Source organism: Fulvivirga sp. M361, from assembly GCF_007097395.1.
GTDB lineage: Bacteria > Bacteroidota > Bacteroidia > Cytophagales > Cyclobacteriaceae > Fulvivirga.
The window spans coordinates 514,477-529,086 of sequence record NZ_VKDC01000005.1 but is presented as its reverse complement, the minus strand read 5'-3'; the positions used below and the strand labels follow the sequence as shown (position 1 = coordinate 529,086).

Genomic DNA, 14,610 nt, shown 5'->3' with positions numbered 1-14,610 from the left:
GAGCTTGTCTCCCTAGCCGAAGAGCCAGGATACCTGTTGCGGGTGTCAAACAAATTGAAACTGAAAATAAAGTCATCACGATCGATTTTGGTGATGGTGAGTGTGACAGACGCTTTGATGTCTCTATTGAAGGAATTACAGAGGAAGTAACGGTTGATTAAATAGTTCCTCAAACCTCCCTCTGAATGACCCCGCTTACAAGAAAGCGGGGTTTTTATTTTAAACGCGGGTCGAATGGTTCTGAGATCACACTTTTTAGAGTTATTTGGTTATTGAAGTCTGTATGCCTTACGTTGATGAGATAATTATATTCTCTTTGACTTTGGGCCGATGGGACCTGCATTATAAGGCAACCTGATGTTAGAAATTTCTTACTGTAAGTAGTGAGGTCCTTTGGGTAAGGTTTTAGCAACCAGTCATCACTTAATTGATCCTTTGATACTTTGTATAGACTTTTCTGTTCTTTTACCTCAATAGTCATACAGACTCTTTTGATAGGCAGGAAGCTTTCGTTTGCGAGGATTTCAAGTTTAGCCAGTGCAATGGAAGGTGAACAATAGATCATCCATTGACCTACTTCATTCCATCTCCCTGATGCGTGCAATGTGCCTTCTGGAGGCCAAATATTCCGGTACTTCCATTTGTCGATATGATATAAGGTCATCCGTAGATACTGTGCTCAATCCTTAAAAAGGCCCTTTCCAGTTCTCTTCTACCCAGCCGAGATGCCAATAGTGATATAGGTGCTATACCACCCAGGTTTTCATTCGGAGTAGACATCCATTGCTTTAAGAGACTTTTATCCCCATCAAATGCCTCAACTCCTTTATTCCATAAGGCGATAAAATCAGCAAGTGCGTCAATATTTTTAGTATCAAGATTATTCATTTTAACCAGGTCGTAGTATTTACTCTTACTAATTCCTAATATATCAGCAAATATACCAGGAGGTAATGATGTCTCTTCTTGTAAGGCAAGTAGGGCTTTGCCTGGAAGTTGTGCTTTATTTAAGTTATAGCTGGAAACCTTATGAAGGTAAGTGCTGGGCGCTATAGCACTTGTATAGGGTACCGGTGGCTCTGAAGCTTTTGAAACTGATTGAGGGGTTTTATATTTTTTTTCGTCCATATTTGGAATGATTCTCTCCAAATATAAACTTTTATTTTCGTTTTCTAATATTTAATCATTCTTTGCGTACCACTTTTTTATGACATCCATTGTCGGTTTATTTTGCGGTGTAAATGTTCTGGTGAGCCTTTCAGGTCTATATGGGGTGGTAAGGTGCCATTTCCAAAAAAAACCACCTTTAAACCATGTTTCATCCCATATGGCGTTGTATAGCCCTTCATATGCGTTCATTTGTGCTGTATAGTTTACAGAAAGAGTGTCCTTGTCATGCTTCCAGTGCCCGTCAGCCGTATAATCTATGCTTTCATATCCATATTCGGTAAATAAGATAGGCTTGCTGTGCCGGGCAGAGTATTCCTGTAGTTCATGAGCTATTCTTTCCCAGCTGGAGGTCAGCTCATATACGGTTGGCGTCTTTTTCTCGCTAAGCGGAAAGTATGCATCTATACCGATGTAGTCCAGATCATCCCAAAAGGTAATATTTTTGTAGTTATCCCAATTTGCAGCATAGGTAATTTTACCTTGGTAAATGTTTTTAACCTTTCTTATAAGTTGTTGCCAATATTCCGGGTGTTGAACTGTTGTTTTTCTGAATTCTGTTCCGACACAAAGTAGAGGAACATCATGAGATTCCGCGATTTTAGCAAAGGTCAGAATGTATCTTTCATAACTTTTCTGCCAGTTTTTCCAATCTTGTTCATTTTGCGGCTGAAAATCACCGGCCCATCCTTGACCACGTACCCATACATGTGGTTTTAACATAACATTAAAGCCTTGCTCCTTAGCCATTTCAATCATCTTGGAAGAGCCTTTTATACTCTCACCCCACCATTGATCTGAAAAGTCGAATCTCACGGTGGGTTCATTTGGATTGATGAAAGCATAAGGGATGACAGAAATCCAATCGGCATGGATTGACTTCAATGGGATCAAGGCCTCTTTATCCATAGGTTTTGGAGGTGCTACAAGGTTTGCACCATTTATCTTTTCACCTGTTTTTTCTTTTGTCGTATTCCATGACACGAAAAAGATAATCAAGGAGAGTATACAAACAGTTGAAATTAGTAGGCTTCCTTTCACAAGTAGTATAGGGTAAGAGACTAACCTTCATTACGTTTTTTTTCAACTCTGGTTTTTCCGGAAAAATGTAGAATCAGGACAGGAAGTAGTGTCATGTCAATGACCAATGCAAAAATCAAGGTCAGGCTGATAAGCAGGCCTGTGTAAAAAGTTCCTCCAAAAGAGGACAGAATCAAAGTCAGAAAGCCTCCTGAAAGAATAATGCTGGTCACCATTAATGCTTTTCCAGTACTTAAATAGGTGCTTTTGAGTGCATAAAGCATGGATTTACCCTTGTCCAGTTCTAATTTTAATTTGCTGGTAAAGTGAATAGTATCATCTACTGCAATTCCAAAGGCAATCGTAAAAACGATAGAGGTAGATAACTTTAGTGTTACCCCAAATATTCCCATTATACCGGCTACTGCAAGTAAGGGTATTACATTTGGAATAAGTGTAACAATGACCATTCGGAATGATCTGAATAATAACCCGGCAATCATTGCTACTACTGCAAAAGCGATACCTAATCCTTCAAACATATTTCTGGCCAGGTATTCGTTATTTTTATCGATGAGATTTGAGGTGCCTGTAATCTTATATGTAGCTATGGCCGGATCAGTAGTTTCCTGAATATACCGTCTCAATCTACGTGTTCTGCTGAGAGATAGTTCACTGCCAATGTCGCCAACCCGCATGCTTATCCTGCCTAGCTTTTGATCGTCGGTGACGATAGACGCTATATCATCATTTCTTTTTAAGAGTCGCTTCAGGTTTTTCCCCACTTGTCTCTTTTCATAATTACTTTCAGGTAGCGTAAAAGCGTTGGAATTACCACCATTTACAGCCTGATTAAGTGACTTTACGATGACATGGGGGCCGACTACACTACCTGCGTACATAGAATCGGTAAGGTATTGTGAGATATGCTCTATTTGATGTAAAACGGGGAGGTCAAAAATCGAATGGTCACCATTGGCCTCTACCGTTAACTCGAAAGGTCTTGAACCTCCGAAATTTTCATCAAAAAAAACAAAATCCTGTTTTAAGGGGTCGTCATCAGGTAGGTCTTCTATAAGACGTGTATTGATACGTATCATTGATATCCCATAGATAGATAGAACCACCAATATCAGGTTTACCCAAATGATCCACCTGGCATTTTTCAGTACTTTAAGGAATAAGTTGCTGAGTACTTTGAACCAACGGGAGCGATGTATGAGCTTTTTTGATATATGTGGACGTGGCAGTAATAACAACGAAAATGGAATCAACGTAAAGGCAACGATAAAAGCTACAAAGACACCAATAGCGGTAAATAGCCCGAAACCTTGAATGGGTTTGATACTGGCTGTTAAAAGGGTCAGGAAGCCAACAGAAGTTGTGAGGGACGTCAAAAAAGTCGCCAGTCCCACTTCTTTGAATGTAGTTTTGATGGAAGAGATCTTACTATTTCCCCGCCTCAGTTGCTCGATATATTTGGTCATTATATGCACCACATCGGACATGCCTACCACGAATATGATGGTAGGTAATAAGACCATAATGAAGTCTAACGGTTTATCAAATGCACCTATGATCCCAAGGATCCATAAAGCTGAAATGAGAACGACGCATAATGGCATGAGTACTCCCCACCAGCTACGATAGGTTACAGCCAGGAAAAAAACGATTAAAATAAGGGAAGCCGATAAGAAAATAAGTAGCTCTTCCTGTAATTTACTTACGAATACTTTTTGCGCATGGATCTTCCCTGCTACATGATAGTTGTCAAAATTAAATGATTGGATAGTTGCTAAAGTAGTTGAGGCAAATTCATCTGAAGCCTTTTTGGAAGTTAGTTCGTCATGTTTCAGCAAAATAGCCACAGCATTTGCGTCATTAGAAACCAATGACCCCTTTAATAAAGGGCTTTGGTAAATAGTGATGGAATCTTGTTGATAACGCTCAGGTTCTTCAATATGAACATAGGGCAACCGGTAGAACCCAGCCTGACTGATTATAGGCCTTTCAGAGGTAGTAAGGGAAACAACAGAATTGACATGCTCAAGCTGTCTGAGTTTTTCGGAAAGTGAGTCTACTTTAGATAAAAAAGTTTGTTCAAAAATAGAAGGGCGGTTTTCCAGACCTATAAGCAGGTAATTATTATCATTCTCAAACTTTTCACGAAACTCCATGTAGTATTTCAGGTCCGCATCACCTACAGGGAAAAAGTCTTCAAACACGTAATTGAATCGTAGGTCTTTTATGAAATAAGATAAGAAAACGGTAATTAGAAAAACAATAACTAACCCCCAGCGAGCACTCTTTCTTGACATTAATTAATACATTTTATCCTAACATAACATAACACATTGCCAATGTTTTAATCAACTGCTGATTTTTTCTTTTGGATTTAAAGCTAAAATCAAAATTCCGTATTCTTAAATACCAAATACTATTATTCTAATTTCTAACTTAGCTTTAAGTTAGATAATTCCTGTCGACACGCTTATCTAACTTTGTTGTATTCAATAGTTTGAAAAAAATAACGCGTTCAAGGAAGTTCGTTTGACGCTTTACTTGGAGCTACTAAAGCATAAATCGTATGAGAGTGTATTTAGATCTGATGCAAGATATTCTGGACAATGGTGTACTAAAAGGTGATAGGACCGGGACCGGAACTTTATCTGTCTTTGGCAGACAGTTACGCTTTGATCTGACTAAGGGTTTTCCTCTTTTAACCACTAAGAAATTACACACCAGATCCATTATTCATGAGTTACTTTGGTTTTTGAGTGGCGATACCAATATCAAATATTTGAAAGACAATGGTGTGTCTATTTGGGATGAGTGGGCAGATGAAAATGGTGACTTGGGACCAGTATATGGTCATCAATGGAGAAGTTGGCCCGCCCCGGGAGGTGAAACAGTGGATCAAATTGCACAGGTAATACAGCAGATTAAGGACAACCCTGATTCCAGAAGACATATAGTTAGTGCATGGAATCCTGCAGAAGTAAACAAAATGGCTTTACCTCCATGTCATGCACTCTTTCAATTTTATGTGGCTAATGGTCAACTGTCCTGCCAATTATACCAGAGAAGTGCAGATTACTTTTTAGGTGTACCTTTTAATATCGCTTCGTATGCTTTATTGGTCCATTTGTTTGCTCAGCAATGTGATCTGGAACCCGGAGAGTTCGTTTGGACCGGTGGAGATGTGCACCTTTATTCAAATCATCAGGAACAAGCCAGGCTTCAATTAACTCGTAAAGAGCTGGCATTACCGCAATTAAAGATTAAAAGAAAGCCTGCATCCATCTTTGAATACAAATTTGAGGACTTTGAAATCACAGGCTATGAAGCACATGCCAGCATTAAAGCACCAATAGCGGTCTGATGTAAGGTTTAACGGGCTGTTAATCAGTCAATTTTGTCGATAATATCTTCGACAGTCCTTATTAATTCATCTCTTTTATCACTACTAAGGAGATATTTTCGCTCTAACAATCGAACAGCCATATCGTTCATGATAAAGTGATTCTTAATAAAGTTAAGCTTTTCCTGAAAGGTTGTAAACTCTTGATATTTAGTGCGTTCAGTAGGAGATTCCATGATCATCCTCACCTTACTCATTAAAACATCGGGTTCATTAAACATAGGGTATTGACTGTATCCTTACAGAGCAATAATATAAATTAATTCAGTTAGGATAAAATTTTTTTTAATAGTTGGCTAAAGAAGTTATCCACATGTTTTCAACATTCGCCCTCTACGTAAGATTTGAGCCGATTTATACATTTTATTTTTTTTGTGAAAATAATTGAACAAGTTTTGCTTCCTCTGGGTCAGATCGTTTTTTAAGAGTGAAATGGTACGTTTAAATATCAAGAGCTTTTAACATACCAGTGATTCATGGTGTAACACCAGGTACTTCAGGCTGTGTTATTGATCAAGGCTTGCATCGTAGGATGCCGGGTCGAGAAAGGCCGTGTGTTGACATTTTGAAAAATATAAAAACCAGCAACGTTAGCGCTGAAAATTACATCAGCCTTCGCTAATTCTGCTGGTTTGGCTTCGACCTCAATAATTGGGTCAATACTTTGATGGCATTGTGTTATCAGATGATTGCGCATAATGCCCTCAATGCATCCTGTTGCCAAACTGGGAGTGAAAATCGTTTTGTCCTTAATCCAGAAGATATTCGACATGATGCACTCACTTACCAGGCCTCTCTCATTAAGTAAAATAAGGTCATCCATACCTTTTTCTTCTGCTTCTTTAGAGGCCATTACATAAGGTAATGCACTGATTGTTTTAAATCGGGATACAGCTGAATAGGTAAGTGCAACTGATGTGCAAAATGATACTTTTTCAATAACTCTGCTTACGAAAGGCACATGTTCGGAGGCTGTCACTAGAATATTGACATCTAATGAGGTAGGATGATAGCCATTTCTTGAAGATGGTTGGCGCCATATCTGTAATTTAACACGGGCATGTTTATCTATTTTGTTAAGTGCGAGAACTTTGAGTATAACGTTTTCTAATTCCTCAATAGAAAATGGTAAATTTTTTAACCCCATTACCTCAGCGCCCTTTTGTATTCTGGTGAGATGATGTTTTAAAAATCTAACGGCACCATCTTTGACAATTATAGTTTCAAACAATCCGTCACCGAATTGAAGCCCCCTATCATTCAGAGGCAGCCTTATATCGTTTTCAATCCAGGTACCGTTAAAGTAAGCCTTCATACAGAGAGATTTGGAGCGTAAATGATTTCATTCGCCCATTTTGCGATTTCATACATTAAAATGACCATTTATACAGATATCAACATTAGCAGAGTAAAAATATAATTAATATTGATAGTGCATCTATAAAAAACAAACATGGCTGAAAAAAGTGGTATTTTCGATATGATAGGACCGGTCATGATAGGCCCTTCGAGTTCTCATACCGCAGGAGTAGTGCGTATAGCCAGAGCTGCGATCAGAGTATTAGGGGGGGGACCAGAAACAGCTGTCATTACTTTTTATAATTCTTTTGCCCGTACTTATGAAGGACATGGTAGCGATAAGGCCATAATAGCAGGGTTATTAGATTATAAAACCGATGACGTAAGAATACGAAACGCATTTGAACATGCTGAAAAGGAAGGGTTAACGTATCAGTTCAAGTCAGTAGGAAATGCATCAACTTTACATCCTAATACTATAAAACTGGATATGTCGAGAGGTCAGCGACAAATAGAAGTAGTTGGTGAAAGTAAAGGAGGAGGAGTTATTAATATAGCGGAGGTTGACGGCTTTAATGCCAATTTTTCCGCGGCGTTGCATACACTGATCATTAAGGCAGAAGACATTAAGGGTAGCATAGCCAATGTAGCTAACATACTATCCAATGAAGATTGTAATATTGCCACAATGTCGGTGTCCCGCAAAGGAAAGAACGACATTGCCTGCCTGGTCATAGAGATGGACTCAGGGTTGAAGCCAGTCTCTTTAGAATACCTGAAGAGCCTTAGCTGGATAAGGGAAGTAGTCTATATCCCGAACATAGACCTATAAATTTTTCTTGCAATGAGAATTATCTTACTCATAGTATTTATTGGCCGGTTTGCTTCATTGTTCGGGCAAGCGGTAGAAACGGAAGTGTGGACGTTACAGGAATGCATAGACTACGCATTGGAAAATAACCTGGCTATTCAGCGTTCTGAGTTGAATTTACAATCCAGCAACATAAACTTCCAGCAATCTAAAATGGCTTTGCTTCCAAATGCCAGTGCAAATGCCAGCTACAGTTGGAATTGGGGTAGGTCTATTGACCCTACCACTAACCTTTTTGTTGATCAGCGTATAGCTGCTTCTGACGGTTCCATTGGTGGTACGGTACCCATTTTTGGAGGGATGAACCTTAGGAATACCATAAGACAAAATCAGGCAGCTTTCCAGGCTAGCGGGAAAGACCTGGATAAAACCAAAAACGATGTTATTCTGAACGTAATTACGTTGTATACTAATATATTATTCAATAAAGAGCTTTATGATAATACCCTTAAGCAGTTGAATTCAACAGAACAACAGGTAGACAGGACCACGAAACAGGTGGAAGCCGGAGCTTTACCACAGGCTACTTTGCTGGACCTTCAAGCCCAAAAAGCTACCAATGAAGTAAATGTGGTGAATGCAGAAAATAACTACAAACTTTCAAAGATCCAGTTAAAACAAGCACTGCAACTGCCACCGGCTTCACAAGTAGAAATTGTAATCCCGGAGATAAATGTAGAGGAAAACCTATTGGACGTTACAGTACTGGAGGTTTACGAACTGGCGTTACTTAATTTACCGGAAATACAAAGTGCTCAATTACAACAGGAAAGTGCTGACTGGGGGGTAAAAGCGGCTAAAGGGAATCTTTATCCTACGTTGAGTTTAAGAGGTGGAATGGCTACCAGGTATTCTGATGCTACGGCTGATTTACCACGATTTATCCGTGATGGAGGTGAGCCAACTACTGCTTTTGAGCCGGTAGGTTTCGTGGAAGGTACTAATCAGGTAGTGCTAGACGAAGTTGAGGTTCCATCTGGCAGGGTGGTTCAAGGATATAGTTTCGGAGACCAGATCGATGATAACCTGAGCAAATTCATACAATTTAATTTGAACATCCCCATTTTCAATCGCTTTCAGGCAAGAGCCGGTATTCAACGTGCCGTTATAAGTCAGGAGCAGGCGGATATTAACCTAAAGGATGTCAAATATCAATTATGGCAGGTGATAGAACAGGCTTATTATGATGTCGAAGCGGCTTCCAAATCATACTATGCGTCCATCACACAGGTAGAGGCCAGGGAAGAATCATTCAGAGTTACTAAACAGCGCTATGACTTTGGTGCCGTAAATTTCGTAGATTATCAAATTGCAGAAAATGATCTTTTCCAAGCTCAGTCCGACCTGCTCAGGGCAAAATATGACTATATTTTTAAACTAAAAATACTGGATTTTTACCAGGGCAAAACCTTAGAATTCTAAACAATGGCAACGAAGAAAAAATCTAACAAATGGATATACTACTTATTAGGTGGATTTATCTTAATCGTTCTTTTTGTGGTTGTAGGAAAGTCAACTGGCTGGATTGGTAATCCAAACCAAACTGAAGTAATCCTGGCACAAGCCGCTCGTGTATCGATTACTGAAAAGGTCAGTGCTTCAGGAATGGTGCAGCCCGTAGTAGAGATAAAAATGAGCCCTGAAGTTTCAGGTGAGCTAATATCGTTGAATGTAGAAGAAGGGGATTCAGTTCGTCAAAACGAGGTGCTTGCTAAGATCAGGCCGGATAATTTTGTTGCTGCATTAGAGCAATCCAGGGCATCTCTAAATACACAACGAGCTAACCGCGCTTCGTCTGAGGCATCCTTATCACGGTCTAAAGCTACTTTCCAAAGAGCGAAACTGGATTACGAAAGACAACAGAAACTATGGGATGAGAAGGTGATCTCCGAAGCAGACTGGCAGCTGGCCCAACAAAACTATGACGTGGCTAAAAATGATTTGAAATCGGCTCAGGAGCTGTTAGAGGCCGCTAAGTTTGTTGTTAAAAGCAGTGAAGCCTCACTTTCTCAGGCCCAGGAGAATCTTCGCCGAACAACAATTATAGCTCCAATGAGCGGTATAATAAGCAAACTAAATGTTGAAAAAGGAGAGACCGTATTGGGGACCCAACAATTTCAAGGCACCGAGATCATGAGAATAGCAGATCTCAATAAAATGGAAGTAAGGGTTAATGTCAATGAAAACGACATCATCAGAGTCACTGTTGGTGATACGGTCATTATTGACGTGGATTCCTATTCTTATATGGATAAAGAATTCAAAGGAACGGTAACTGCAATAGCTAATACTGCGAATGATAAAGCGTCTTCCGACGCAGTGACTGAATTTGAAGTCAGGATCAGAATATTAAATTCTTCTTATCAAGACCTGGTAGCGGAGGGTAATAAATATCCATTTCGTCCGGGAATGACTGCCAGTGTGGAGATCATTACCAATCAAAAAGATAACGTACTTTCAGTGCCATTGTCAGCTGTGACCACGCGGATACCTGGAGAGGAGAAAGAACGAGGAAAAAAAGATGATAAAGATGACGAGAATAAAGACGATGACAAATCCCCTGGAAAAAAAGAAGAGGTGAAAGAAGTTGTGTTTGTTGCTGAGAATGGCGTTGTTAAAATGAAAGAGGTAGTGACTGGCATCAGTGATTACGAAAATATTGAAGTACTTGATGGTGTTGAACAGGATGAATATGTAGTATCCGGACCATTTTTGGTGGTATCAAAAAGACTTGAAGAAGGGGACCTTATAAAGGAAGAAGAAAAGAAAGAAAAAGACAAGACTAAAAAGTAATAGCTCACCGGGATATCTGACTGTGCATTAAACTATTTTCCCGGTGATAAGTAGGTCAGGCGTTGTCTGTGACCTTAAATACTACTACTTTGGTGGCATCCATAATGAGTAGACCGCTAAATAAGATCCTTGTCATTCAAACTGCTTTTCTGGGAGACGTTATTCTTGGCACCAGCTTACTGGAATCACTTCGTGTCAGTTACCCGAATGCAGAGCTGCATTACCTGGTCAGAAAGGGTAATGAAACAGTTTTAAAAAATCACCCTTTTTTGAAGGTTTGGGTGTTTGATAAAAAAAATAAGATTAGAAACCTTATCCGTATTATCCTTTCTTTACGAAAAGAAAAGTTTGACCTCGTAATAAATCTACAGCGTTTTTTTACATCCGGAGTCATAACCGTGCTATCCGGAGCGCGTCAAACCAGGGGGTTTCAAAAGAATCCTTTATCCAGGCTCTTTAACTATACCTTCATTCACAAGATAGACGCTGATTCACCTGTGCATGAAGTGGAGCGTAATTACCAACTTATCGGTGATCTATCTCCATCGAAAAAGTCAGCAAGGCCCAGGTTATACCCCTTGCCAAACCATTATGATGAAGTAAGAAAATACAAGGAAAATCGGTTCATCTGTATTGCACCGGCTTCAGTCTGGCACACCAAACAGTGGCCTGTGTCAAAATGGGTGGAATTAATTGATGCCATTCCTGATGACTTTGACATATACCTTCTTGGCGCTCCGGGAGATAGTACAATTTGCGAACAAATACAATCTGATGCTCAAAATGAAAAAAGGGTCACTGTTTTAGCAGGTAAACTATCACCATTAGCCTCTTGTGCTTTAATGCAGGATGCCGCCATGAATTACGTAAATGATTCGGCGCCGTTACACTTTGCGAGTGCTATGAATGCTGCAGTTACGGCAGTGTTTTGTTCTACAGTACCTGGATTTGGTTTTACGCCATTATCAGAAGATGCTTCAATTGTAGAGGTAAGGGAACCGCTAAGTTGCAGGCCTTGTGGCTTACATGGACATCAAAAGTGCCCTGAAGGACATTTTAAATGTGCATTATCAATATCTATTGAACCCCTCCTGGAATCTATCTCTTAAAGATCTTTTTTGCTCGCCTTAAGCGCAGGTAGATATTGAACATGCCAACCTTTATGTTTTCAAAAACAGAAGGATGGTGAAGCTCTTTTTTAATATACACAGTATCTGAACGGTCTTTATACCAAATGATATACCCATTTTGTTCCATCCAATCCTCAATCTCTTTAAGCTTTGGATTAATATAATACTTGCCATGAGTCTCTACGGATATAACCATAGGTCTGCTTACCAAATGTTGAATGACATACCACTCAGCGCCTTCAATATCCACACTTAACAGATCAATGGTACCATCGTCTATTTCTGAAAACATTTTAGCTTCTACTTCAAATTTATCATCATCGGAAGTTTCGTACCTGTCGTTGACCATGGCCGGGCTTGGACCCGAATCTCCCAAAAAAGTGGAAGCAGCTCTACGATACAACGAAACGGTTCCATTTTTATAATAAGCAGCTACAGGATAGAGTGTAACATTATTTAGGTCATAAAAGTAGCTGTTGATAACTTTAACGGTGTCCGGGTCAGGCTCTACCAGTGTAGTACGTATGCCATCATTGATAAAATCAAGGATGTTGGACGTCTCGGGTAAATATACTCCCACTTCAGCTGTATGTGTCGGTTGAATGCCTTTGTTTTTGCACTTCAAATAAATGTCCTTATATGCCTTTTGTTTACTCATTAAAATTCAATTTGTCGCGCAAGGTAAGCATTAAATTTTTCAAAGTGAACTTTTGGAAATAAGATAATAATCTACTGGCTATTTAATATAAAACGATAGTATAGAACGTTTAGGGGGCATTTTGTGACACAGGAGAAAAGCTGTTTCAGTAGTACAATCTTATTTTTTTGATGTTTTAATTTCCTACTATCTTCGAACCCTGTTGTACAAATAAAAAAAAGCAAAAGATAAATCAATTTGAGCAAATGAGGATAATAGAACTTTGTTTGGGTAAAGGGCTTGGAGGATTGGAACTATACTTCCGGAAATGTTGTGAAGTTCTTTGTCAGGATCATCACGTAGTCGTAGTAACAAAGAATAATACCCGGCTGGCTGATTTATCTGATGCCAAAGATGAACACCACTATCAGGTTCAACACAGGGTTAAACATTTCCCTCTTGCAAGTATTAGAAAACTTATTTCGATCATTAATAAGGAAAGCATTGACCTGATCCATGTTCATCATAAAGATGATCTGCCATTGGTTATTTGGGCTAAATACCTTTCCAAAACTAAGGTCAAAGTGGTGCATACCAGACAAATGCAACTTCCTGGTAGCAAGAAGGACCTTTATCATACTTTTATTTACAGAGGGATCGACTTTCTTATTGCGATTACTGATCAGCTAAGAAGGGAAGCTGAAAAGAAGCTGCCTATAGATCATGCTAAAATCGGACGTTTGTATTACGGTGTAGAAAAAGCCGATAGAACTCAACTGGACAATTCATTTATTGTAAACCCGGGACAGTTCAATATAGGTGTGTTTAGCCGGATTGAACATCAAAAAGGACAACACCTTGTGATAGAAGCTGCAAACAAGCTTTTAAAGACTAACAATCATTATGATATTTATTTCATAGGTGATGTTATGATCGGAGAATATCAGAAACATTTGGAGTCTCAAATAGAGGATGAAAGTAGGGGGCACTTTCATTTTAAGGGATTTCATACGCAACCCTTATCAGTAATGCCCTTGTTTGATTTGATTATTATGCCCTCAAAGAACGAAACCTTTGGGTTGGTATTGGCAGAAGCTATGCGTGCAGGGGTGGCCGTTATTGCTACAAACTCAGGCGGTGTCCCTGAGATAGTAGATAATGGAAAGGAAGGATTGTTGTTTGAATGGGGTAACCATGACCAGTTGGCCCAAAACATAGAAAAGCTTTATAAACAACCTGAAATACGGAAAAACCTGGCATTATCAGGTGAACAAAAAGCGGACAGGCTCTTCAATACGAAATTACATTTCGATAAGTTGATTGAAATTTTCGAACAGGTTGTAAAAAATTGACCTTATTTTTTTGCGATTAGCATAATGATAGATCTATGAAGCAAAACTTCCGTAGAGTTTTTCGATGAAAAATGATGAAAGTATGATAGTGGAAACCTTAAATGAAATGGGGCTGGAGATTGCTTGCTAAGCTGACAGTTCTGGCATTTTATCTTTCCGCATAAAGATATAGTTTCTATGATTATCTGACCGGGGATATTTGTAATCATTAAATTTTGAAAAATGATGCTTTTCGCCGCCAGCAATAAAAAAACCAGAGTAACCCAATGCGGTCAGGAAATTGAATATTTCCCCTGATGCGGCTTCATCATGATAACATTCAAAAAGTAAGGTAGGCGTATACTGTTTTAGTGTTTCTTTCGCTCCTTTAAAAACCGAGAACTCGTGACCTTCCACATCACATTTTATAAATGAAAGGTTTTGAAGGTTGTTATTTTTGGCGAAAATATCCAAAGTGGTCAGTTCGATTCCAATTTTTTCCAAATTTTCAAGTTCTTTGGAATCATTAGAAAATTGTTTTTCTATGGAAGCTCCACCAGCACCTATCTTAGATCTGTATATATATGATTTACCCTGTTCACTGGACAAACCAACGCTTTCAATTCGCGTATTCGTAAGGTGAAAAGCCTTCTTTACTTCTATCAAATGGTCTTCCAACTCAGGTTGAGCTTCAAACGAAAATACTTTACCATTTTTACCCGCTTTTTTTGAAAGCCAATAAGTATAAATGCCCTTGTTAGCCCCTATGTCGATGAGAGTTGACCCTTCCAGATTTTGTTCTAATAAAAACCGGACAGATTCTTTTTCTGCTCGCAATCTGTATCTCCAAAACCTATGAATCATTTTAATTTTATCGATAGTGTTCATTTCTTGGGGTTGGGTCAAAATCTTTCTTTAAATCAAAAACTGTTTGTTAAAAT

General features: G+C 39.0%; 14 protein-coding genes. 6 read left to right on the top strand and 8 right to left on the bottom strand.

Translation table 11 applies throughout. The features are described from left to right. Positions 1-214: 214 nt before the first annotated feature. From FNH22_RS07490 to FNH22_RS07475, 4 genes are all read right to left on the bottom strand, one after another. The gene (locus FNH22_RS07490; RefSeq protein ID WP_143397718.1) at positions 215-664 is read right to left on the bottom strand and encodes an RES family NAD+ phosphorylase; all 450 of its coding nucleotides are present in this window, start codon (positions 662-664) and stop codon (positions 215-217) included. Next, positions 661-1,128 (bottom strand): antitoxin Xre/MbcA/ParS toxin-binding domain-containing protein, encoded by a 468-nt coding sequence (locus FNH22_RS07485; RefSeq protein WP_143397717.1) that lies wholly within the window; start codon positions 1,126-1,128, stop codon positions 661-663. Before FNH22_RS07485 ends, FNH22_RS07490 begins: the two co-directional genes overlap by 4 nt. Before the next feature lie 51 nt (positions 1,129-1,179). Beyond that, positions 1,180-2,151: a hypothetical protein gene (locus tag FNH22_RS07480; RefSeq protein WP_143397716.1), complete on the bottom strand. Its 972-nt coding sequence runs from the start codon at positions 2,149-2,151 to the stop codon at positions 1,180-1,182. A 77-nt stretch (positions 2,152-2,228) separates the two neighbouring features. Next, on the bottom strand, positions 2,229-4,505 hold the full coding sequence (locus FNH22_RS07475; protein ID WP_143397715.1) for an RND family transporter: 2,277 nt from the start codon (positions 4,503-4,505) through the stop codon (positions 2,229-2,231). A gap of 269 nt (positions 4,506-4,774) precedes the next feature. Between FNH22_RS07475 and FNH22_RS07470 the strand changes: the two genes are divergently transcribed. Continuing rightward, positions 4,775-5,569 carry a thymidylate synthase gene (locus tag FNH22_RS07470; RefSeq protein ID WP_143397714.1) on the top strand — a complete coding sequence of 265 codons (795 nt, stop codon included), beginning with the start codon at positions 4,775-4,777 and terminating at the stop codon, positions 5,567-5,569. A 23-nt stretch (positions 5,570-5,592) separates the two neighbouring features. Here FNH22_RS07470 and FNH22_RS07465 read toward each other — a convergent pair whose 3' ends face one another. Continuing rightward, entirely contained in the window at positions 5,593-5,805 is a 213-nt protein-coding gene (locus FNH22_RS07465) for a hypothetical protein (protein WP_143397713.1), read from the bottom strand. Between the two features lie 299 nt (positions 5,806-6,104). Next, positions 6,105-6,923 carry an aminotransferase class IV gene (locus tag FNH22_RS07460; protein WP_143397712.1) on the bottom strand — a complete coding sequence of 273 codons (819 nt, stop codon included), beginning with the start codon at positions 6,921-6,923 and terminating at the stop codon, positions 6,105-6,107. A gap of 138 nt (positions 6,924-7,061) precedes the next feature. Between FNH22_RS07460 and sdaAB the strand changes: the two genes are divergently transcribed. The 4 genes from sdaAB (at position 7,062) to FNH22_RS07440 (ending at position 11,680) form a co-directional block, all read left to right on the top strand. Beyond that, positions 7,062-7,739 (top strand): L-serine ammonia-lyase, iron-sulfur-dependent subunit beta, encoded by a 678-nt coding sequence (gene sdaAB, locus FNH22_RS07455; protein WP_143397711.1) that lies wholly within the window; start codon positions 7,062-7,064, stop codon positions 7,737-7,739. Between the two features lie 12 nt (positions 7,740-7,751). Continuing rightward, positions 7,752-9,200: a TolC family protein gene (locus tag FNH22_RS07450; RefSeq protein WP_143397710.1), complete on the top strand. Its 1,449-nt coding sequence runs from the start codon at positions 7,752-7,754 to the stop codon at positions 9,198-9,200. A 3-nt stretch (positions 9,201-9,203) separates the two neighbouring features. Then, positions 9,204-10,571 carry an efflux RND transporter periplasmic adaptor subunit gene (locus tag FNH22_RS07445; RefSeq protein WP_143397709.1) on the top strand — a complete coding sequence of 456 codons (1,368 nt, stop codon included), beginning with the start codon at positions 9,204-9,206 and terminating at the stop codon, positions 10,569-10,571. A 104-nt stretch (positions 10,572-10,675) separates the two neighbouring features. Next, positions 10,676-11,680 carry a glycosyltransferase family 9 protein gene (locus tag FNH22_RS07440; protein WP_143397708.1) on the top strand — a complete coding sequence of 335 codons (1,005 nt, stop codon included), beginning with the start codon at positions 10,676-10,678 and terminating at the stop codon, positions 11,678-11,680. Here the strand turns inward: FNH22_RS07440 and FNH22_RS07435 are convergent. Further along, positions 11,670-12,359, bottom strand: coding sequence for an FkbM family methyltransferase (locus FNH22_RS07435; RefSeq protein ID WP_143397707.1), 690 nt, complete (start codon positions 12,357-12,359; stop codon positions 11,670-11,672). The two genes, FNH22_RS07440 and FNH22_RS07435, sit on opposite strands and share 11 nt — an antisense overlap. Positions 12,360-12,604: 245 nt before the next feature. On the opposite strand from FNH22_RS07435, the gene FNH22_RS07430 reads away from it, so the two are divergent. Beyond that, positions 12,605-13,690, top strand: coding sequence for a glycosyltransferase family 4 protein (locus FNH22_RS07430; protein ID WP_143397706.1), 1,086 nt, complete (start codon positions 12,605-12,607; stop codon positions 13,688-13,690). A gap of 126 nt (positions 13,691-13,816) precedes the next feature. Here the strand turns inward: FNH22_RS07430 and FNH22_RS07425 are convergent, their stop codons facing one another. Beyond that, complete coding sequence (locus tag FNH22_RS07425; RefSeq protein ID WP_185154114.1) at positions 13,817-14,533, bottom strand: FkbM family methyltransferase; 717 nt, start codon at positions 14,531-14,533, stop codon at positions 13,817-13,819. Between the last annotated feature and the right edge of the window lie 77 nt (positions 14,534-14,610).

Coding starts and splice junctions, on each gene's coding strand:
- FNH22_RS07470 (WP_143397714.1), top strand. CDS start 4,775: ATGAGAGTGTATTTAGATCTGATGCAAGATATTCTGGACAATGGTGTA.
- FNH22_RS07475 (WP_143397715.1), bottom strand. CDS start 4,505: ATGTCAAGAAAGAGTGCTCGCTGGGGGTTAGTTATTGTTTTTCTAATT.
- FNH22_RS07485 (WP_143397717.1), bottom strand. CDS start 1,128: ATGGACGAAAAAAAATATAAAACCCCTCAATCAGTTTCAAAAGCTTCA.
- FNH22_RS07445 (WP_143397709.1), top strand. CDS start 9,204: ATGGCAACGAAGAAAAAATCTAACAAATGGATATACTACTTATTAGGT.
- sdaAB (WP_143397711.1), top strand. CDS start 7,062: ATGGCTGAAAAAAGTGGTATTTTCGATATGATAGGACCGGTCATGATA.
- FNH22_RS07465 (WP_143397713.1), bottom strand. CDS start 5,805: ATGAGTAAGGTGAGGATGATCATGGAATCTCCTACTGAACGCACTAAA.
- FNH22_RS07440 (WP_143397708.1), top strand. CDS start 10,676: ATGAGTAGACCGCTAAATAAGATCCTTGTCATTCAAACTGCTTTTCTG.
- FNH22_RS07430 (WP_143397706.1), top strand. CDS start 12,605: ATGAGGATAATAGAACTTTGTTTGGGTAAAGGGCTTGGAGGATTGGAA.
- FNH22_RS07450 (WP_143397710.1), top strand. CDS start 7,752: ATGAGAATTATCTTACTCATAGTATTTATTGGCCGGTTTGCTTCATTG.
- FNH22_RS07490 (WP_143397718.1), bottom strand. CDS start 664: ATGACCTTATATCATATCGACAAATGGAAGTACCGGAATATTTGGCCT.
- FNH22_RS07460 (WP_143397712.1), bottom strand. CDS start 6,923: ATGAAGGCTTACTTTAACGGTACCTGGATTGAAAACGATATAAGGCTG.
- FNH22_RS07435 (WP_143397707.1), bottom strand. CDS start 12,359: ATGAGTAAACAAAAGGCATATAAGGACATTTATTTGAAGTGCAAAAAC.
- FNH22_RS07425 (WP_185154114.1), bottom strand. CDS start 14,533: ATGATTCATAGGTTTTGGAGATACAGATTGCGAGCAGAAAAAGAATCT.